Here is a 21,110-nt window from a genome sequence, read left to right as displayed (position 1 = left end):
TACTTATGATAAACATATCGATAAAACAGGCACTTACTGGATGGTTCTTATTATTATTAACCCTCTCATCGATGCTGCTTTGGTATAGCACTCGGCTACAGTTACAATCACTCTTTATTGAAAAAAGTGGCGAGACCCTCGCTTTCGAGACGAGTCGAGCGGTCAATCTGCTACGCCGCCAGATAGAGGAGCCCCTCCCCTACCTCAATATTATTCGTAACAACTGGTCAGTAGAACAGTTTGTACAGCTTAACTCACCTAACAGCGATCAGGAGCTGCACCACTCAATTCAGCAGACAGTGACCCAACTCTTTCAAGACTATGTTCGCCATATTGAGACAATTACCCAAGTCAGACTGCTTGGGGTTGAGAACCAAACAGATCTCATTTCAGTCGCTCGTGAAGGGGAGAATATCTACCTCTATCCTACCGATAGCCGTATCGATCACACCCCCACTGAGACGAGTGATTTTCAGACAGTGCTGGCACTGTTTGAGCAGCAACAGGCCGATTGTGGCTGCTCTACCATTCATACTCTATCGGTCGTGAGTGATGATAATAGTGCGGGGACGAACCTGGTGCAGCAGCTCATGGTGCCTGTCTATGATAAACAGCAGCTTGTCGCTATCGTGGTGGCACAACACAATCTTGGCGCTGCGCTAGAGCAGCTAGCCGACACTCTCCCTTGGCCGGAGGCTAGCATTACCCTATTTCGGGAAGGGGGTGAGACTATCTTTCATGTTGGTCAAGAGCCTACCCTACCCCTCGCTCAGACTTTAGCTAGAGAGGGCCAGCCACAGCAGCAGATCGTACTGCACGACGACTCGATAGGAGCACTGCACCACTTTTCGATCGGCCCAAGCCACAGCGGCCACCCGATGAGCCTCTATATTGAGGTTGGGCATCGACAGCTCTTTCCCGCCCAGTATAACGATAAGTTGCGCTACGCTACCGGCATCTCACTGCTAGTGTTTATTGGAGGGATTGTGTTAGCTCTTATCGCCGCGACCACACTTTGCCACCCGATCCAGCTACTCAAGCGCACTATGAGCCACTACAATAACGAATCCTTTGATGAACGGGCGCTTGAAAAGCCGTTCTTTATTAAAGAGATTGAACTATTAAGGGCCGCTTTTCTACAACTTCACCGCAAAATAAAACAAGAGTTTACCCAGCGCACCACCTTAGAGAAGCGGCTACAACAGCAGGTCGCTGAACGCACTTCGGCCCTAGAGCAGCGCCACACCGAGCTGCTACAGGAGATCGAGAAGCACCACCAGACCCAAAATCAGCTACAGCTAGTGCGGGAGGTGATGCAAAATAGCCGCCAAGCGGTGGTCATTACCGATAAAGAGAACACCATTATCGAGGTCAATCAGGCCTATATCACCTTAACCGGTTTTAGCCGTGAGCAGGTTATCGGCGCCAAACCCTCAATAGGTAAATCGGAACAGCAGAGTGATGAGTTCTATCAACAGATGTGGCAACAGTTAAATCGGGATAACCACTGGGAGGGGGAGATATGGGATCGCCGTGCTAACGGTGAGATATACCCCAAATATCTCTATATCGATCGCCTGCTGAACCAAGAGGGTGAGGTAGTCAACTATGTCGCTATGTTCGAAGATTTGACCCACCAAAAGAGCACCGAACGAGAGCTGGAGTATCTGACACACTATGATCAACTCACCGGCCTGACCAACCGCACCCTGTTTCGCCATCGCTTAGAGCATGAGTTTGAGGTCAGCCGCCGCCATAACTGTAGTACCGCGCTGGTACTGGTCAATCTGGATCGATTTCGTCAGGTGAATGAAAATTTCGGCTATCTCATCGGTGACAAAGTCCTAAAATCGGTTGCCAAGCAGCTAGAGCAGATTGTACGCAAAACCGATCTAATCGCACGGGATAATAACGCTAAAGGGCGAAAAGCGGACACCGTTGCCCGTTTCAGTGGCGATGAGTTTTCGATTATTCTCTCCGAACTAAAACAGCCGGAGAATGCGGCCATTGTCGCTAGACGCATGGTGGCGAGTATCACCAAACCTATGGAAATAGATGGTTTTTCACTCCATTTAAGCGCCTCGCTTGGCATTGCCACCTACCCCGATAACGCAACCACCCATGCCGGTCTGCTGCTCTGTGCCGAACAGGCGATGGGTCGAGCTAAAGCGGAGGGGGGAAATACGATTCAGTTCTACTCCGAAGCGATGAACATTAACAGTAGTCGGCGATTTTTCCTCGAAACAGCGCTACACCAAGCGATTGAAAAGCGTGAATTTGTGCTCTACTACCAGCCTAAGGTCGATCTGATCAGCCTGCGTATTATCGGTATGGAGGCGCTTATTAGATGGCAAAAAGAGGATGGCAGCATCGTCTCCCCGCAGGAGTTTATCCCGCTCGCTGAAGAGAGTGGCCTTATTCTACCTATCGGAGAGTGGGTGCTACAGCAGGCGTGTGAAGATGCTTATCAGTTAGCTAAACAGTTTGACTATCCGTTCGGCATGGCGGTTAACCTCTCCCCGCGGCAGTTTCGTGATGCCGATATCCTCGCACTCGTCGAACGGGCGCTACAGCAGAGCGATCTTCCTGCCGAGCGGCTTGAGTTGGAGATCACCGAAACGGCGATTATGAGCGATACCAACTACACCATTACCATGATGCAGCAGTTAGTCGAACGGGGAATATCGCTCTCCATTGATGATTTTGGTACCGGATATAGCTCGTTAGCCTATCTGAAAAAGTTTCCGGTTAATACCCTAAAGATTGATCGAACCTTTGTCGCTGATCTAGAACAGAATAACAACGATGCAGCCATTGTCTCGGCGATCTGCTCAATGGCGCACCAACTCGACCTAAAATTGGTTGCCGAAGGGATAGAGACCCCTGCTCAGCGCGATTTTCTACGACAGTCTCAGTGCCACTACGGTCAGGGGTATCTCTTCTCTAGGCCGCTACCGCTAGCCTCATTGCAAAAAAGGCTTAACGAAACAGATTCAGCGGCAGCTTTTCGGTAATCATCATGACAGGTTTGCCGCCATTAAAGACGCGATAGGTACGCGAGAGCAGCGTCTGCTGTAAAGATAGATTGAAGTGTTGTGCTAACTCTAGTGCGGGGTGGCAACAGCAGGAGACAATCTCTTTGTAGTTTTCAGTGCGATGGTCGCGCCACAACTTACCGATAGGCCGCTTTGATATCATCAAATCGTCGCGAAACGCGGCACTAATACGCTCTAATACGATAAATGAGCAGGCGTAGAGCCAAGTTCGGTTGCTATCGCTCCCTTTGAGTAGAATCTCCCGCTGTAACAGCTCCGTTCGGTGGTCAAGCTGTAGCAGCGGCACCGGCTCCTTGGTGTGTAAAGTGGTCTCATTGAGTTTACAAACCGACACCGCCTCATCGACCCAAGCCTCAATGGCATGGGTTAAAGTACCGTCTGCAACCAACATCACCCGTTGAAAAGGGCTCAGTTGGGCGTGGTTGACCGGCTCTGATCCCTCGATAGTGCCGAGATAGAGCGTCTCAAGATAGTTTTTGTTTAAGTGTGGCATAGTCATGGTGGTTAAAAAATAACCAATCGACAAACAACATCGAACTCATTAACAGTTATAGCGACAGACATTCATCGCTAAAAACTCTTGATACGCCTCGCCAGAGGCGAGCCATCGATCCACATGATGTCCAATGTCGGTGTCAGAGAGGCCTGAGTCGATGGTGTGGTAGAGACCATACGGATATCGAGGAGCCCCCTTAGGCTCTGCCACAACCTGATCGCCATCGATAAATAGCGTGTAGTCAGGTTTTTTGTCGGGTTGAGCACAAAAGGCTTGGGTGCCTAACTGTCTCATTAGTGATACAATCTGCCGGTTGAATTCGGCAACCGTGGGGGGAGAGTCGGTCATTGTTAAAAAGGGCCTTCGCTAAAAATTAGAGGGGAGTGGGGGCTTCACCAAAAGCCCCCACCTGCGCCGGGTATTATGCAACTTTTACGCTCTCTAAGCTACGACTTGGGCACAACTCATCAGGGTTATGTCATGAGGTGATATGGGGCGAGCGTGTGTGAGAGGGATAGTCGGTGGTAGCAGGGGCATCTTTGCGCCTCTTCCGTTAGCAAGGAGATCAACGGTAACAGGCTGCAATGAAAGGATTAAATAGTCGCTATATCGGGTCGATTTATGGGATCGGTGCCTATCTGCTGTGGGGATTTTTTCCGCTCTTTTTCCATTTTTTAGCCGCAGTACCCGCCCCTGATGTGTTAATGCATCGCATTCTTTGGTCATTTGCGGTCGTTGTGGCGCTGACACTACTGTTAAAGCGGCAGCAGCAGGTTAGAACGGCCTTAAACTCAACAGCAGTTCGTAGGCGCCTGCTATTGTCGTCGCTACTTATTTCTGTTAACTGGCTGGTATTTATTTGGGCTGTCTCTCAAGCTAGAGTGGTTGAGTCGAGTTTAGGCTACTTTATCACCCCCCTAGTTAGTGTTTTTTTGGGGCGGTTTATTCTGCATGAAGTATTAAATGGGTGGCAAAAAGGGGCCATTCTCATGGCGATTACCGGACTGATATGGTTAATTGTCCATGAGGGGGTGTTACCATGGATCTCGCTACTATTAGCGTTGACCTTTGGAGGGTATGGTTTAGTGCGCAAGCAGGTAGCCGTCGATAGTCTAACCGGTTTTAGTGTGGAGATATTGCTGCTGTTCCCCTTTGCACTAGGGTATGGTGTAGTGATGTTGCTCTTTTTTGACCATACAGCCTTTATGGTGGCGCAGCCCTTAACGAACCTACTGCTACTCTTAAGCGGCGTGGTGACCGCAACCCCGCTGCTACTCTTCGCGGCGGCCGCTAAACGACTCCCCCTTAGTGTGGTCGGTTTTATGATGTACATTAATCCGACGATGCAGTTTATTACGGCTGTGGTGGTTTTCAATGAACCGTTTGAACAGAGACAGCTCATCGGTTTCTGCTTTATATGGGCCGCGTTAGTTGTGTTTACGCTAGGCTCATTTTCATCTGCCGCTAGCACGAGATAATCTGCGCCGACTGTCTCCAATTTGATCGCCATAAATGTGATTAAATAGGCATATCGTAGCGGTATTTTGGAGTATCGTTCGGGGTTGATAAGATTGCGATTCAGTTTTTGACCCTCTTCTACTGGGTCAGAAAGATGGTTAGATTGAGAGATAGAGATGATTTTACGACTATTAGTTACTGTTATTATACTGTTTATAACCATGAGTCTTGCCTCTGCTGAGACTGACAAGGTATCACTACGGTTACAATGGCAACACCAATTTGAGTTTGCCGGATTTTATGCGGCTAAAGCGCTAGGATTCTACCAGGAGGCAGGACTAGAGGTCGAAATTTTAGAATATAGTCAACATAGTGATGTTGTCGCTGAGGTTAGCTCGGGCAGAGTCGATTTTGGTATTTGGGGTACCGCTTATAACACCACTGTCAACCACAATACTATCGAACTCTACGATATTAGTCTCTTTACCTCTCAGGAGTGGATTGACAATCGGCCAGAACAGATAGACGCCCTACTTAAGGCGACTGATCGTGGCCGAGCGTATGCACAAGAGCACCCTGAAGAGATTGTCGAGCTCATGCTCAGCCACTATAACAGCCAAAACAAGAGCCGTGAACAGCTACTGTTTGAGGCGCAACAGATAGGACACATAGAACCACCTAAAAGCTATCCTATCGACACCATTGACCTTAAAAAAGTTAAGCCTATCGCCAACCTATTGACGCAACTCGGCTCGACTCAAAAAGAGGCAGATACGCCCCCAATTGAGTTAACCACAGAGGAGCGGCGCTATCTTGAATCGAACCCAACAGTCTCAGTAGCGATGATGCCAGATTTCACCCCCTTTAGCTTTAAAGACAACGGTAAAATAGATGGATTTGAGCATCAACTCCTCGCACTACTGAGCGCTAGAACCGGACTCACCTTTATTCCTGAATTTAATATATGGAACATAGGCTATAGTGCCTTTAAGGCAAAACAGGTCGATATGATTTCTAGCATCTCCTATCATGAGGATAGAGTACCCTTCACTCTATTTACCGAGCCCTACTACGAAATTCCAATTATGATCTATATTCGAAACGACTTTGGCTACTATAATGGATTATCGAGCCTTGAGGGTAAGAGGGTCGGTATATTAAAAGATATTTTCTATACCAAAGCACTACAGCAGTTAGAGAGCTTTGATCTAGTGGTTTACGAAACCTACGAAACATTAACCAAAGCGTTAGTCTTTGGCGAAGTGGATGCCTTAATGCAAAATTTGACCAATATCAATGCACAGATTAAGGAGCACGCCTACACTAATCTGCGTCTAGCCGGCGAATTGACACTCCCCACCATCAGCAGAGAGGATCTCCGCTTTGGTATTCGTGCCGATACTCCGCAACTCCTATCAATTATTACAAAGGGGATGGCGACAGTCACGGAGGCAGAGTGGAGAGATCTTGCAGAAAAGTGGCTGGGAACTCAAGATTTAACGCCAAAAAAAGCGGCTCACTTCACTCAGGAGGAGCAGAACTACTTAACCCAAAAACAGACGATAAAAATGTGTATTAATCCGAAGTGGATGCCGTTAGAGGGGCTCGATGATCAGCTCGAACATATCGGTATTGCTGCCGATATCCTTAATGAGATGGAACGGCGCAGCAACATTCGGCTACAGCTAGTACCGACCCAAAGCTGGCAGGAGAGTCTCACTCTAGTAAAACAGCACCAGTGCGATATCCTCTCTCTAGCGATGGAGACACCAACGCGACGCCAATATATGGATTTCACACGCCCCTACATCTCTTTTCCCTTTGTGATTGCGACCCGAAACAGTGAAATTTTTGTCGATAACATTCAACTATTATCGGGTAGAAAGATGGCGATGTTACAAGAATACGCGACCGCTGAACTCCTTAAAACAGGCCCGACAAATATCGAGATCATTGCAGTCGATTCCCTACACGAGGGTATCGCTCTAGTTAGAGCGGGAGAGGTGTTTGGTTATATCGATGCCCTCCCCCCATTAGCACAGGCCATACAACAGGAGGGGCTGACCGATATTCGTATTTCAGGTAGATTAGAACAGGATTTTATGCTCAGCCTTGCCACCCGTAATGATGAGCCGCTACTGCGTGGCATTATGCAAAAAGCGATCGATACCATTGATGCCGAGACAATTCAAAAAACATATAACAAATGGCTTGCAATTCGTTATGAGTCACGAGTTGACTATACACTACTATATAAAGTCATTATTGGCTTTGTCATATTAGTACTGCTAGGCTATTCGCGTCATCGTGAACTTTATCGCATTAATCAAACCATTGCCGAAAAGAATAGGCAGCTACAACAGGCCTATGAGAAATATTCATGGTTAGCGGAAAATATAGATGATGTGGTATGGGTAATGGATGTTGAGGGAAATTTTATCTATGTTAGCCCCTCAGTTGAGAAGGTTCGCGGCTATACTCCAGCTGAAGTGATGCAACAGAGTTTTGAAGAGGTGATCTGCGAGGGCTCACGCCAACTCATTCGAGATGAGATGAGAGGAGCTATAGAGATAGCGCTAAGAGGAGAGGATCCCCCCTCCCGTTGTGTACGGGTCGAACAACCTTGTCGAGATGGCTCAACCGTATGGACTGAAGTTAATGGGCGATTGATTGTCGATGCCAAAAGTGGTGAGATGCGTTTTATTGGCCTCACGCGCAACATTACCCAAACGCTAGCCTATGAACGAGAGCTAGAGAGGCTAGCCTTAACCGATCAACTAACAGGTCTCTACAATCGGCACAAACTCGATGAGCTATTAGAGCAGCAGCTCGACCTAGCTCAGCGGTATCAGATCATCTTTGCGGTGATCATTCTCGATGTTGACCATTTTAAAAAGGTTAATGATCTGTTTGGCCACCATGTAGGTGACTCAACATTGGTTACCTTTGCACACATTTTATCAACAGCCACCCGAAAGAGCGACTTTATCGGCCGCTGGGGGGGAGAAGAGTTTATTGTTATCATCCCTCAAAGCGACCAGGTATCGTTAACTGATATGGCAGAAAAGATACGAGTTACTCTCGAAACACACCCTTTTGAGATCGTCAATCAAGTCACAGCTAGTTTTGGTGTCGCCTCTCACCACCTAGGTGAAACGACCAGTGAGCTGCTATCACGAGCCGATGCGGCGCTCTACGAGGCGAAAAAAGGTGGGCGTAATCGAGTGGTAGTTGCCGCTTAAAGCTCAGTATCAAGGCCTTTTTACCCCCAAACCCAACCGCCAAACGAAACGCCATCTTGCGGCAAAAAAATTCTCCATTGACCTTGACTTTACCGACCGGTCTATTAAAATAAGCCCTATGCAGCCCACACTCAACACCAAAAACCGTATCCTCGCAGTTGCGCGCGACTTATTTCACAGTCGCAGCTATGCGGATGTCGGCATCCAAGAGATTTGCGCTTTATCCAAAGTGCAAAAGGGTAGCTTTTACCATTTCTTTCCTTCTAAACAAGATCTGGCGGTAGCAGTAATCGACAATATGGCTGAGGATTGGGCAACCGGTTTTGTTGCCGAGTCGTTCGATCCCAACCTTACCCCCATGGAACGGTTAGAGTATATGGTCGATGCCATTTACTACTGGCAAAAAGCCGCGAAAGATATCGATGGGCGACTACCCGGTTGTTTATTTGGTAATCTCGCACTAGAACTGAGCACTCGCGACGATGTCTTACGCGCCAAATTGAGAGCTGTCTTTGACAAAGCTAGTTATCAGTTCCGACAAGCACTCGATGAAGCTGTCGCCGCCGGGAGTCTCCCGCCACTCCATACGGAGTTGACTGCGTTAGCAATGCTCGCCTATCTCGAAGGGGTGATCCTCATAGCTAAAACCCAAAACGATCCTGAACTGATCCGTCTGATGGGATCTGCGGTTCGTCTGATTCGAGTCGAAATCGAATGAATACAACTGCGTTTTTTTTCCGCACCATATTGACTGACCGGTCTATTATTAACAGCTTTTTTTGGCAACAATATTGACCGACCGGTCTATTATTATGACAACAGAGTCTCTGTGTCTCCTATGTCACTCTCACCTTCCTTCAACCAACTCAGGAGCTATCGATGTGAGCACATCCCAACTGACTACACTAAATGCCCGTGGACTCAACTGCCCTCTTCCGATACTACGCACCAAAAAGCAGATATCGGCAATGCGTGACGGCGAAATTTTGCAAATCATCGCAACCGATCCTGGTTCGGTGAAAGATCTGCAAGCATTTTGTAAACAGACCGGCAATATTTTATTGGAAAGTCGGGAAGAGAACGGCGAATTTATATTTCAGATTCGTAAAATATCCAAAACCGGAGTAACCTCATGAACGCAATCGCACAACCTAATATACAAATCGAAGATTTAAATAGCTGGTTTGATAACCGTTTTGCCGAAAAAATGGCCGAACACCAAGCCAACAAAACCCCGTCAATGACCATCATCGCCACCAAAGGCACACTCGATATGGCCTATCCACCGTTTATTCTGGCTTCCACTGCAACCGCATTAGGCTGGGATGTCTCGATTTTCTTTACCTTCTATGGACTAGAACTGCTAAAAAAAGAGTTGCAATTGCGAATTTCGCCACTAGGCAATCCAGCAATGCCGATGAAACTACCGCTCGGACCCAACTGGATTCGTGGCAAAACCATTCCGATACCCAATGCGATTATGTCAGTAGTACCAGGATTCGAATCGATGGCAACTTCGATGATGAACCAAACTCTTACCAATAAAGGCGTTGCCTCGATTAGAGAACTGCGCGAGCTATGTATCGAAGCAGATGTGCGAATGATCGCCTGTCAAATGACAGTCGATTTATTTGACTACCAAAAAACCCAGTTCATCGACGGTATAAGCGACTGGGTCGGTGCCGCGACCTTTTTACCGAAAGCGCTTGAGGCCGATGTAAATCTATTTGTCTGAATGTATTGATAAGGGAACTTCTCAATAAAATCCCTGCTACTGCTAATTCCGCAGTAGCAGGTGTAACGATCCACAACAGCCAAGAGATATCTTGACAAAATAAGTCACTTTGACAACAGATACTAACACAAGCTGAAATGACTGTTATCAAAACTAACATCGCTATAAAGCCCCTTGATAATCGCAGAGCGAATAAATCCACTCACTGTTGGTATTCTCTCTGTTCGATAGTCTTGATCATCCGTTATGCTATGGTGAATAATTTGGGGTACTTGTGACTTTGTAACTCGTCCACGAGGATGAAATCTTGCCTGAAGAACCAATATAGTGATGGCGTCAAGCATCCGAATCATCTCTTGGTGCAATCCCACAGGGACAAGGACATTATCCTTCTCATCAAACCGAGTCATAACTTCAGCATCTAAAACCAAATCAACAATAGCATTGTCATTAAATAGAGACTGAATTGATTGCAAAACCCATTCGCTTTTTCCTAAGCCAGACAATTTCATCTTTGCCTTCATAGCCTTTTTATGAGATGAAAGAAGCTGAATATTAACTCGTTTATAAGAAACTTGTTTAGGTGGAGATATTAGTTTCTTCACAGAATATTTTAACCCCTATTTTCCTATATTTCTTCGCTATCATCTGTTAATTTTTTCAAAACAAGAGCCCAAGCTTCTTGAACACATTTAATATCATTTTTATCTTCTAAAACGATGCCCAATTCGTCTTTAAATTTCTCAATTACCTTAACAGCCACCTTAATCTGTTTCTGTTTATTTGCCCCTAAAGTAAATGGATTTTTATGTTTAGATATTGAAGATATTTTTCCCTCATTTTTAGATGATTTATTCGCCCTATTTAACTCATCATTGAGTGCCGCCATTGCCTCAGTCATGGTAGCAATAACCCCCTGTTCAATCTTATCATGCAACTCAGCACTACCTTTTGTTAGCAAGCGATAATATCGATAGGCGTAGGCACGCTTAAAATTTACCCTTTCTGAATATATTTCACCAGTAAATTTTTTTCCCAGCGCCTTATAAATTGAATCATATTTTTTTATTAACTGAAAATAATCAAGAAAAGATAGATCAGCACGCTGCAAATTCTCACTTACCTGAATATCTTTTATCGCAAGCTCTAGCAATATTGAACTATTTTTATCGTCAATCTCTAGCCCGAGTGAGTCTGCTTCTTTTTCAATATCCGGTTTCCGACAAACGGTTGCTGCAATAGTGGCGGCATTATTAAAACGGTGCGCCATTAATCGCCGTTCTCCAGATATAAGGCGATAGCTATCATCGTCTTCTTGATAGGCTAAAACAGGCATTTTTAGCCCAATTTTTTTTATATTTTCTGAAAGCAGAATTAACTGCTCCATATCCTCTTTTTGTTGATTACTCCATTTTTCATCTCTCCCTGATTCATCATTTTTCACGAACTCTCTCAAATCATCTAAATTAAATGTGAGAGTTCTAGGTTGATCAGGATCGATAGCTATTTTGTTAACTGGTATATTAACTAATCTCTCTTTGTCTTTCTCCCTCTCTTTTGTCGCTTCGCGTGCAAAGTTAGCTACCCCACCCATGTTAAAATTCAGACCCTTAGCCATCAAACAATCCCTCCTTAACAATTTTAACGATATTTGTGGCTTCAACCCTAACCCTATCTTTAGGTTGCCGAGCAAAAACAGAATATTCCCAACCTTTGACCGTTGATGTCTTGTACCCTCCCCAACTATGCATAATTTCAGTTAGCATCACATCTTTTAACGCTTTAGCGTCGTAGATGGTGTCTCTTATTTGCTGGTGTTGGCGCAAACTTTTTTGGTATTGGGTCAATAAAATGCCAATAAATTTAATGGGATTTTCTTCTCGACTCTGATTTTCGAGATCAATTAATGAGTTCAAGCTTCCTACACCTGCCGTTGCAAAATTATCGACTGTCATTGGTGATAAAACATGCGTTGACGCAGAAAATGCTGACTTTGTTAACGGTCCTCTACTAGGGGGAGTATCGATAATAACAACATCAAATTTATTTGTGGGTGCTACAATCTCGCGTAACCATAATCCCAATAGACCAATAAAATTTTTATATCCCATCTTGTTATAATATTTTGCGACAGTTTCCTCATTAATCCCTTCAGGATCGGATGCAATAATTGATATACCAGCTGTCTCAGTTGGATACCAGTTAGTACCGTTATCAACATATAAATCGGCCAGGGTAAGATAATCCCTACTCCACTCCTGATCATCGGGATCATAATCTGGGTGTGGTGGAGGGAAAATGCCACTCTCCCCCGTTCCTGCTTGATAACGCATATCCAGATAACAACTAGTTAAGTTGGCTTGAGGATCTGAATCAATCAATAACACTCTTTTACCATGAAGAAATGACAAACCTTCCCCTAAGACCCTTGAAAGGGTGGTCTTTCCAACCCCTCCTTTATTATTTGCGATGGTTAATACTTTCATTAAAACTACCTGATTAACGATTTAGTTAATATACATGCGCCATGTAATTTTATGTCACCATATCATGATCATCAATTAATCTCAAGAATTTTCTAAAAATTGGATTACGAATAAAAACTTAACTATCTGTTAAATTACTATCTGCACTAGATATTTTTTATTTTTTCGCGTAGCTATATTTTCTAAACAATCAAGCTTCATCAATTTTTACTACCAACATTAGATCAACTCCCGAGGGAGAGCGATAGGAGCGTTAGCACAACAAACTAGCGTGAGTCACCCATAAAAATCTTCTCTCAAACCTATCGCTCCCATCAACTCCATGTAAGCATCTGAACTCATAGAGTTCCTATCCTCCATATCCCATCCATTTCTCATCAAGAATTAGTTATGATCAATAATCATTGCAAACTACACCCCATGAATTATAGGGATTATCCTGACACCTGTGAATATCTACGCGTAGATTTTTTAGGGCAAGAATTCTGTTTTAACATGCAAGCTAGAGTGATAGTAGTTAGCGTTAAATAGATTACACCCATCAAGTCATGAGATTTTAACTACTGAACTAGAAGCCTAATCGTTCTCTAAACTGAGAAAAGTATAAAATATCCCTTCAAACAGGAAGATGTGGTAGCAATGAAAACCAGCCATGAAAAAAATCTACCCGTAGATATTTTCTACCCCCAGCCTTGTTCATCGTTTCGTCAGGTTAGGCATTAAACAGAACCACTAGCTTGAAGCTCCATCGGCGGTTAATCGTTATCATCGTAGGGGCAGGCCCCTGTGCCTGCCCTGATGCCGTCCAACCATCATAATATGGGCACATGCAAATCGGGAACCCATCATAGGGGAACCCAAGGGGGGGGGTACCCCTACGCAACCATAAATCGGGCAAAAGTAACCCAACATGAAAATGTGCCTTTTAAAAAATCTACTCGTAGATATTTTCTACCCCAGTCTTATTCGCTGTTTCGTCAGGTTAGGCATTAAATAGAACCACCAACTTGAAGCTCCATCGGCGGTTGATCGTTATCATCGTAGGGGCAGGCCCCTGTGCCTGCCCTGATGCCGCCCAAGCATAATATGGGCACATATAAATCGGGAACCCGCCATAGCTCCCCACAGGGGGGGTGCCCCTACGCAACCACAAATCGGGCAAAAGTAACCCAACATGAAAATGTGCCTTTTAAAAAATCTACTCGTAGATATTTTCTACCACACCCAATGCTAGGCATCAAAAATAGCTCATCTATTAAGAGGTAACTCGGCAAGAATGTGTGCCTTTTAAAAAATCTACTCGTAGATATTTTCTACCCCAGTCTTATTCGCTGTTTCGTCAGGTTAGGCATTAAACAGAACCACTAGCTTGAAGCTCCATCGGCGGTTGATCGTTATCATCGTAGGGGCAGGCCCCTGTGCCTGCACTGATGCCGCCCAAGCATAATATGGGCACATATAAATCGGGAACCCGCCATAGCCACCCCCACAGGGGGGTGCCCCTACGCAACCACAAATCAGGCAAAAGTAACCCAACATGAAAAATGTGCCTTTTAAAAAATCTACTCGTAGATATTTTCTATTTTCTACCCCAACCTTGCTCATTGTTTCGTCAGGTTAGGCATTAAACAGAACCACTAGCTTGAAGCTCCATCGGCGGTTGATCGTTATCATCGTAGGCGCAGGCCCCTGTGCCTACCCTGATGCCGTCCAACCATCATAATATGGGCACATGCAAATCGGGAACCCATCATAGGGGAACCCAAGGGGGGGGTACCCCTACGCAACCATAAATCGGGCAAAAGTAACCCAACATGAAAATGTGCCTTTTAAAAAATCTACTCGTAGATATTTTCTACCACACCCAATGCTAGGCATCAAAAATAGCTCATCTATTAAGAGGTAACTCGGCAAGAATGTGTGCCTTTTAAAAAATCTACTCGTAGATATTTTCTACCCCAGTCTTATTCACTGTTTCGTCAGGTTAGGCATTAAACAGAACCGCCAACTTGAAGCTCCATCGGCGGTTGATCGTTATCATCGTAGGGGCAGGCCCCTGTGCCTGCCCTGATGCCGTCCAACCATCATAATATGGGCACATGCAAATCGGGCACCCATCATAGGGGAACACAAGGGGGGGGGTGCCCCTACGCAACCACAAATCGGGCAAAAGTAACCCAACATGAAAATATGCCTTTTAAAAAATCTACTCGTAGATATTTTCTACCACACCCAATGCTAGGCATCAAAAATAGCTCATCTATTAAGAGGTAACTCGGCAAGAATGTGTGCCTTTTAAAAAATCTACTCGTAGATATTTTCTATTTTCTACCCCAGTCTTATTCACTGTTTCGTCAGGTTAGGCATTAAACAGAACCACTAGCTTGAAGCTCCATCGGCGGTTAATCGTTATCATCGTAGGGGCAGGCCCCTGTGCCTGCACTGATGCCGACCAAGCATAATATGGGCACATATAAATCGGGAACCCGCCATAGCCACCCCCACAGGGGGGTGCCCCTACGCAACCACAAATCAGGCAAAAGTAACCCAACATGAAAAATGTGCCTTTTAAAAAATCTACTCGTAGATATTTTCTATTTTCTACCCCAACCTTGCTCATTGTTTCGTCAGGTTAGGCATTAAACAGAACCACTAGCTTGAAGCTCCATCGGCGGTTGATCGTTATCATTGTAGGGGCAGGCCCCTGTGCCTACCCTGATGCCGTCCAACCATCATAATATGGGCACATGCAAATCGGGAACCCATCATAGGGGAACCCAAGGGGGGGTACCCCTACGCAACCATAAATCGGGCAAAAGTAACCCAACATGAAAATGTGCCTTTTAAAAAATCTACTCGTAGATATTTTCTACCCCAGTCTTATTCGCTGTTTCGTCAGGTTAGGCATTAAATAGAACCACCAACTTGAAGCTCCATCGGCGGTTGATCGTTATCATCGTAGGGGCAGGCCCCTGTGCCTGCCCTGATGCCGTCCAACCATCATAATATGGGCACATGCAAATCGGGAACCCATCATAGGGGAACCCAAGGGGGGGTGCCCCTACGCAACCACAAATCGGGCAAAAGTAACCCAACATGAAAATGTGCCTTTTAAAAAATCTACTCGTAGATATTTTCTACCACACCCAATGCTAGGCATCAAAAATAGCTCATCTATTAAGAGGTAACTCGGCAAGAATGTGTGCCTTTTAAAAAATCTACTCGTAGATTTTCTACCCCAGTCTTATTCGCTGTTTCGTCAGGTTAGGCATTAAATAGAACCACCAACTTGAAGCTCCATCGGCGGTTGATCGTTATCATCGTAGGGGCAGGCCCCTGTGCCTGCCCTGATGCCGCCCAAACATAATATGGGCACATATAAATCGGGAACCCACCATAGCCACCCCACAGGAGGGTACCCCTACGCAACCATAAATCGGGCAAAAGTAACCCAACATGAAAATATGCCTTTTAAAAAATCTACTCGTAGATATTTTCTACCACACCCAATGCTAGGCATCAAAAATAGCTCATCTATTAAGAGGTAACTCGGCAAGAATGTGTGCCTTTTAAAAAATCTACTCGTAGATATTTTCTATTTTCTACCCCAGTCTTATTCACTGTTTCGTCAGGTTAGGCATTAAACAGAACCACTAGCTTGAAGCTCCATCAGCGGTTAATCGTTATCATCGTAGGGGCAGGCCCCTGTGCCTGCCCTGATGCCGTCCAACTATCATAATATGGGCACATGCAAATCGGGCACCCATCATAGGGGAACCCAAGGGGAGGTACCCCTACGCAACCACAAATCGGGCAAAAGTAACCCAACATGAAAATGTGCCTTTTAAAAAATCTACTCGTAGATATTTTCTAGGCACCCACTAGCCATCACATACCATTTGAAAAAAAATTAGTCATTTTAGCTCAAAATTCCGACCATACATCACCATCTCATGGCTATAGGGGAGGGCGGAAATATAATTTTTATGCATCACTATATTATGCTTGCATAGCTTAACTTTAATAGACTACATTCACTGTCAACAATCTATTTCACCCTAACCCATCTCAACCAATCATTTTCACGCTCCCAAGCATCAATAATTTTTTTATTTGGATTGGATTTTATTTCGCTATAGGTTTTCCCAGGCGGTGCCAACTCACTATGTGCTTCAAGCCAGCGCAATGGCGGAAAACTTGGTTTTCTGCTATTTTTATCAACCTGAACGCCTAAAAAATCTCCATTATCAACAATCTCTTTTTCTCTTATAACAAACTCATACGAATTAATTTTCCGCCCTAATTTTATCGGCTTATAACTAATATTATATTTTGTTTTATTATTGATCTCATTCAACGGTCTTTCGATAATATACCGCCTGAAATCTTTTCCATTTACATACTTACCCTCATCAATACCCAATGATTTCCTAAATTGCAAAACCGTTATATTACATTTACCAATGTTTTTATATTGCATAATCATTTCGTAAAGTCTCATCGCATAAAAACCAGAAAAAGAAACCAACTCTCTTACATCAAGCTTGGTGAAGTTTTTCTTTAGCTGAGAAATAAATGGCAAAATAGGCTTGCTAAATCTTATTGAAATACTACTATTTTCCTCAAAGATTGCTTGCTGCACAAAAACAAAAACCATAGTATCTTTCCCTCTTTCTATAGACACCTTTCTATCTAGCAATCTTGTTGTAGCTTCTTTAATCTCCAACCAAGCCATTGAACGACTGACCCCTGACATCTTACTATATTGGAAATTAGAAACACGATATACATCTTCATCGGTCACATCTTGATCCATACCAATTTGGGATATTGCTAGCGCAATAATACGCTTCTCCGGAACTGACATTTTATAGCTAGCAGTCACAAGAGCATTCGAAATAACAGCATCACTAATATACGGTAAACTCATTAGCTATATCGCTCTAAACAGTCAAACCATACCAAATGGGAATAACAACAACCCCCACCTCCTATATCCACAACTTGACACAAAAATAAGAAAAAAGCAAAACAATTTCATCTCTTTTTATCCCGCCACTTCAAATCTTCCCCACAAGGAGAGACTCCCTCTTCCCACCTCTAACTGGAGAAGAGAGAGCTAGAGAGAAGAAAAACCCCGCAAAGAGAGGGATTGATGGTAAGGAAGTAGATTTTAGAAGTCTCTTCAATCAATTCTCATAAAGCTCAGCGTAAACAACTCAATCTACCTAACTCACATCATAGCAGCTAATACATTTCCGCAACTTATCTAATGGATGACAGCTCTTTATATTAGCTTTCCCTAAATAACTTTAGACAAACCCAATAAATTATCTATCTCTCAACCCTATATTTCGATAAAAGTTAACCACGGGCAAGTAGTCATAATCCGTCACCTCTCTAAAGTACCTGTGTTGGGCTCACGCCACCTCTATGCCGGATATCACTCTCCTAGCTAGTAAGCAGGTTGACAATGGAGTTATCCAGAGAGATTTCGCTACCCGTAGCAACGCTCTTTAGCCAATGCGGCTCGATGGTAGTTTAAAACTAGCCCTCACCTCCGAGACTCTTTCGACAAATTTAATAACGCCTCACACCACACAGCCCCACACCGCCAGATCCACTAAATAATAAATAAGTCACTGATAAATTTAACTTAATTAACCACACCCTGTAACCATCAACTGTCGCTTTGTTTGCCCATTCCCCTAAAGAGTCGAGAACTTAGTGGTGCCAACGACAACCTGCAAAGTACCCACATACAGTGTTATAAATTGCTCCCATTTACCACCGGAGCCTCGCCCCCGTTATAAATTGCTCCCATTTACTACCGGACGGCCTCACCCCCGTTATAAATTGCTCCCATTGGCTACCGGACAGCCCCACTCCCGTTATAGATTGCTCCCATTTACCACCGGACAGACTCACCCCCGTTATAAATTGCTCCCATTTACCACCGAACAGACTCACCCCGTTATAGATTGCTCCCATTTACCACCGGACAGACTCACCCCGTTATAGATTGCTCCCATTTAGCGCCACATAACCCAATCTCCGTTATAAATTGTTCCCAGTTCTATATCGCAAATTAACCCCGTTATAGATTGCTCCCACTTTGTTATAGATTGCTCCCAATACTGTTATAGATTGCTCCCATTTATTTATAGATTGCTCCCAGTTCGTTATAGATTGCTCCCAATTTCGTTATAGATTGCTCCCATTTACCCCCGAAAAACAAAATAAAATCAATAGGTTACATGAGGGTAAAAGTATAAAAAGATTAAAATAATAAATAAAAAAACTCTCGCACTTCGTTTGAGGATGGATAAATAGATATTTTTGCCCATTGGAAGAGTCACCTTGCTCCCCAAGTTTAATTCACAACGGCTCCATTGCTTCATCGTAGCAGAGCAATTAACAGTTGCTTGATTAATTTTTAGAGCCCTCTATAATTGCACCGTTAAGTTTAATGGAACGAAAGTGACAGACCCGTTGCCTGCCGTTACTGCGTGCGATGGAAGCCGCTGGAGTACGGGATGGGTACAAGAGAGGGGAGAAGAGAAGAGATGGGCTTTCTCGCCGTCGTTAATAGGATGTAACTGTCCAAGAATTCGTGTGGATAAAAGCTACCCGAATCACTCAGGCTAGGTGCCTTAATCCTACCGAGGTTGCCGCGCGGTATTATTCGCCTCATTAGATAACCATCATAGAGATAGGGGGGGTTGATGGGTAAATTAGGTGCTCTGTGGTGCTCTCTTCTTCTCTTGCCGCTTCTTAGCTGTACTCCACCGAGTTTTGATAATCGGCTAAACTCATGTCGAGTTGAGAGGATCTACGATGGTGATACTATGACTCTCAATTGCAACGGGGAGAAGACTAAAGTCCGCTTTCACTGCATCGATACCCCGGAAATGGGGCAAGTTTCGTGGGGTAAAAAGAGTCGGGATCACTTGCGAGATATCAGCCCAGATCGGGTCGATGTGATCCATCTCGGTACCGATCGCTATGGAAGGGTTATCGGGAATGTGTTAGATAAGGCAGGAGATAGCCTCAATCTTCGTATGGTGAGAGAGGGCTACGCAGCGGTCTATCCGCAATATTGTGAAGAGAAGGAGTTCTTTGCTGCCCAGGGTAGTGCTAGATCGCAAAACCTCGGCATTTGGAAAGAGAGTGGTTTGCACCAGCAGCCGTGGCTGTGGCGTAAAGCGCAGCGGGAGGAGCCATCGTGGATCGAAACATTATGGGCTTGGGCGCGGGGAGCACTATTTTGAATCAAGCGGATTTGGTGCTGGTTCTACCAGATGCAGAGGTAGCTCTGCGGCGTTCAGATCCTATCATGGCTACCTTGATTGACCGTTATGGTCGTTGCCAAATTGGTCCTGAGCTGCCTGAGCCTTTCCAAACTTTGGTGCACTCAATGATTGGGCAGCAGTTATCAGTCAAAGCTGCCCGCTCAATTAGCCAGAAGGTGGTACAACAGCTAGAAGACGAGCTGTCGCCGAAAGTGCTGCTATCGGCTTCTGAGGAAAGATTGCGTCAGGCGGGCCTATCACGCTCTAAGTGTCGCTACTTGAAGGCTCTCTCGGAGCTGGTTGAGAGTGGGACGCTCCATCTAGAACAGTTATCGACGCTATCGGATGAGAAGGTGGTCGAGCAGTTGATTCGAGTACCGGGGATAGGACGATGGACAGCAGAGATGTTTCTCATTTTTGGTTTGCATCGACCCGATGTGTTTTCGTTGGGTGATGGAGGATTGAAACGGGCGATTCAAAACTTGTATGACGGCGCGGAGATGATCTACCTTGGGGAGTTGTGGAGACCCTATCGCTCTATTGCTTCTTGGTATTTGTGGCAATCGCTTAATAATACTTAAGCTATAGCTTGTATGGCTGAATATGGCTAAGTTGTAAGCTTTTTATAGGATGTATCTGTTAGTCATAGCAGTCAAATAAACAACATACCTCCTGGTTGATTTGATTTTTTCTGGCTTCAATCGTATAAAGCTCCATTAAATAGTGTTTTTCTTTTTCTATACACCATCTGGAAAACATGAACAAGACAACACTTAGGAAAGAGAGGGTAATAACACAATCCGAGCAAATCATTGAGTTTTTTAATATGATTTGTTGTAGGATATCTATTGCAATAATAACGGTAATTGATATTAAAAAAATTGATATACTTGAGTATCTATCTATTTTTTGCTTAAGTTTTTTGGATAGTAAATGTAGCTCATGCTGTTCGCGACACAGAGAATAGTCCTTTTGGTCGTTTGTTTCTAAAGTCATTTAGGATTTATCGTCTTAAGTATGTATATTGGGGAAAGTTGGTAAAATCTATTATCGTTCCTAATTAAATAGGAAGGGGGTTGTTCATCGTTTCGTTAGCTGAGAGCCAAAACCGCTAAGGCTTCCCAGCACACAGGTGACATGATACAGGGGTATCGCCAAAAGGGGGGCTGTGTCATGTCAGAGGCTAGTTTAACCGACTCTGTCGCAACCCCAAAGAAAAACCTGTGCAACCGGATGGCAGTTGTTCACCTAATATAAGGAAATACGGGCAATTGGCAGTCCCGCACACCTCACTGCGGCACTGGTTTTGGCATAAAGAATCGTTACTTTGCCTTCAGAGATCGTC

Annotated in this window: 15 protein-coding genes; 8 read left to right on the top strand and 7 right to left on the bottom strand. The window is 44.7% G+C overall.

The window, feature by feature from the left end; all coding sequences use genetic code 11:
* Positions 1-5: 5 nt before the first annotated feature.
* The gene (locus tag D5085_00435; protein ID QEP41743.1) at positions 6-3,014 is read left to right on the top strand and encodes an EAL domain-containing protein; all 3,009 of its coding nucleotides are present in this window, start codon (positions 6-8) and stop codon (positions 3,012-3,014) included.
* On the opposite strand, the gene D5085_00430 is transcribed toward D5085_00435, so the two are convergent.
* Positions 2,980-3,582: a DUF98 domain-containing protein gene (locus D5085_00430; protein QEP41742.1), complete on the bottom strand. Its 603-nt coding sequence runs from the start codon at positions 3,580-3,582 to the stop codon at positions 2,980-2,982. The genes D5085_00435 and D5085_00430 overlap by 35 nt on opposite strands.
* 15 nt (positions 3,583-3,597) lie before the next feature.
* Entirely contained in the window at positions 3,598-3,900 is a 303-nt protein-coding gene (locus D5085_00425; GenBank protein QEP41741.1) for a hypothetical protein, read from the bottom strand.
* A 236-nt stretch (positions 3,901-4,136) separates the two neighbouring features.
* On the opposite strand from D5085_00425, the gene rarD reads away from it, so the two are divergent.
* The 5 genes from rarD (at position 4,137) to D5085_00400 (ending at position 9,987) form a co-directional block, all read left to right on the top strand.
* On the top strand, positions 4,137-5,030 hold the full coding sequence (gene rarD, locus D5085_00420; GenBank protein QEP41740.1) for an EamA family transporter RarD: 894 nt from the start codon (positions 4,137-4,139) through the stop codon (positions 5,028-5,030).
* A 156-nt stretch (positions 5,031-5,186) separates the two neighbouring features.
* Positions 5,187-8,252: a diguanylate cyclase gene (locus D5085_00415; protein QEP41739.1), complete on the top strand. Its 3,066-nt coding sequence runs from the start codon at positions 5,187-5,189 to the stop codon at positions 8,250-8,252.
* A 118-nt stretch (positions 8,253-8,370) separates the two neighbouring features.
* A complete protein-coding gene (locus D5085_00410) occupies positions 8,371-8,970 on the top strand; it encodes a TetR/AcrR family transcriptional regulator (GenBank protein QEP44998.1) in 600 nt (199 codons plus the stop codon).
* Positions 8,971-9,064: 94 nt separating this feature from the next.
* Positions 9,065-9,388 carry a sulfurtransferase TusA family protein gene (locus tag D5085_00405; protein ID QEP44997.1) on the top strand — a complete coding sequence of 108 codons (324 nt, stop codon included), beginning with the start codon at positions 9,065-9,067 and terminating at the stop codon, positions 9,386-9,388.
* 71 nt (positions 9,389-9,459) lie between these two features.
* Entirely contained in the window at positions 9,460-9,987 is a 528-nt protein-coding gene (locus tag D5085_00400; protein QEP44996.1) for an NADH-quinone oxidoreductase subunit F, read from the top strand.
* Positions 9,988-10,109: 122 nt separating this feature from the next.
* Here D5085_00400 and D5085_00395 read toward each other — a convergent pair whose 3' ends face one another.
* From D5085_00395 to D5085_00375, 5 genes are all read right to left on the bottom strand, one after another.
* Complete coding sequence (locus D5085_00395; protein ID QEP41738.1) at positions 10,110-10,592, bottom strand: hypothetical protein; 483 nt, start codon at positions 10,590-10,592, stop codon at positions 10,110-10,112.
* 23 nt (positions 10,593-10,615) lie between these two features.
* Positions 10,616-11,605 carry a hypothetical protein gene (locus D5085_00390; GenBank protein ID QEP41737.1) on the bottom strand — a complete coding sequence of 330 codons (990 nt, stop codon included), beginning with the start codon at positions 11,603-11,605 and terminating at the stop codon, positions 10,616-10,618.
* Positions 11,598-12,473 carry a ParA family protein gene (locus tag D5085_00385; GenBank protein ID QEP41736.1) on the bottom strand — a complete coding sequence of 292 codons (876 nt, stop codon included), beginning with the start codon at positions 12,471-12,473 and terminating at the stop codon, positions 11,598-11,600. Before D5085_00385 ends, D5085_00390 begins: the two co-directional genes overlap by 8 nt.
* Before the next feature lie 4,048 nt (positions 12,474-16,521).
* Positions 16,522-17,403 carry a RepB family plasmid replication initiator protein gene (locus D5085_00380; protein ID QEP41735.1) on the bottom strand — a complete coding sequence of 294 codons (882 nt, stop codon included), beginning with the start codon at positions 17,401-17,403 and terminating at the stop codon, positions 16,522-16,524.
* Positions 17,404-18,257: 854 nt separating this feature from the next.
* The gene (locus D5085_00375; GenBank protein ID QEP41734.1) at positions 18,258-18,464 is read right to left on the bottom strand and encodes a hypothetical protein; all 207 of its coding nucleotides are present in this window, start codon (positions 18,462-18,464) and stop codon (positions 18,258-18,260) included.
* A 734-nt stretch (positions 18,465-19,198) separates the two neighbouring features.
* On the opposite strand from D5085_00375, the gene D5085_00370 reads away from it, so the two are divergent.
* Complete coding sequence (locus D5085_00370) at positions 19,199-19,744, top strand: thermonuclease family protein (GenBank protein ID QEP41733.1); 546 nt, start codon at positions 19,199-19,201, stop codon at positions 19,742-19,744.
* Positions 19,714-20,346 carry a DNA-3-methyladenine glycosylase 2 family protein gene (locus D5085_00365; GenBank protein ID QEP41732.1) on the top strand — a complete coding sequence of 211 codons (633 nt, stop codon included), beginning with the start codon at positions 19,714-19,716 and terminating at the stop codon, positions 20,344-20,346. Before D5085_00370 ends, D5085_00365 begins: the two co-directional genes overlap by 31 nt.
* Positions 20,347-21,110 lie beyond the last annotated feature (764 nt).

Source organism: Ectothiorhodospiraceae bacterium BW-2 (genome assembly GCA_008375315.1).
Classification (GTDB): Bacteria; Pseudomonadota; Gammaproteobacteria; order Thiohalomonadales; family Thiohalomonadaceae; genus BW-2.
The sequence above is the reverse complement of the archived record's forward strand: the minus strand, read 5'-3'. Positions and strand labels throughout refer to the sequence as shown.

What these genes read in the sequence shown, in the direction of transcription:
- D5085_00385 (QEP41736.1), bottom strand. Translation starts at nt 12,473, where the DNA reads ATGAAAGTATTAACCATCGCAAATAATAAAGGAGGGGTTGGAAAGACC.
- D5085_00415 (QEP41739.1), top strand. Translation starts at nt 5,187, where the DNA reads ATGATTTTACGACTATTAGTTACTGTTATTATACTGTTTATAACCATG.
- D5085_00410 (QEP44998.1), top strand. Translation starts at nt 8,371, where the DNA reads ATGCAGCCCACACTCAACACCAAAAACCGTATCCTCGCAGTTGCGCGC.
- D5085_00365 (QEP41732.1), top strand. Translation starts at nt 19,714, where the DNA reads ATGGGCTTGGGCGCGGGGAGCACTATTTTGAATCAAGCGGATTTGGTG.
- D5085_00370 (QEP41733.1), top strand. Translation starts at nt 19,199, where the DNA reads ATGGGTAAATTAGGTGCTCTGTGGTGCTCTCTTCTTCTCTTGCCGCTT.
- rarD (QEP41740.1), top strand. Translation starts at nt 4,137, where the DNA reads ATGAAAGGATTAAATAGTCGCTATATCGGGTCGATTTATGGGATCGGT.
- D5085_00435 (QEP41743.1), top strand. Translation starts at nt 6, where the DNA reads ATGATAAACATATCGATAAAACAGGCACTTACTGGATGGTTCTTATTA.
- D5085_00380 (QEP41735.1), bottom strand. Translation starts at nt 17,403, where the DNA reads ATGAGTTTACCGTATATTAGTGATGCTGTTATTTCGAATGCTCTTGTG.
- D5085_00400 (QEP44996.1), top strand. Translation starts at nt 9,460, where the DNA reads ATGGCCGAACACCAAGCCAACAAAACCCCGTCAATGACCATCATCGCC.
- D5085_00375 (QEP41734.1), bottom strand. Translation starts at nt 18,464, where the DNA reads ATGGGAGCAATCTATAACGGGGTGAGTCTGTTCGGTGGTAAATGGGAG.
- D5085_00425 (QEP41741.1), bottom strand. Translation starts at nt 3,900, where the DNA reads ATGACCGACTCTCCCCCCACGGTTGCCGAATTCAACCGGCAGATTGTA.
- D5085_00390 (QEP41737.1), bottom strand. Translation starts at nt 11,605, where the DNA reads ATGGCTAAGGGTCTGAATTTTAACATGGGTGGGGTAGCTAACTTTGCA.
- D5085_00405 (QEP44997.1), top strand. Translation starts at nt 9,065, where the DNA reads ATGACAACAGAGTCTCTGTGTCTCCTATGTCACTCTCACCTTCCTTCA.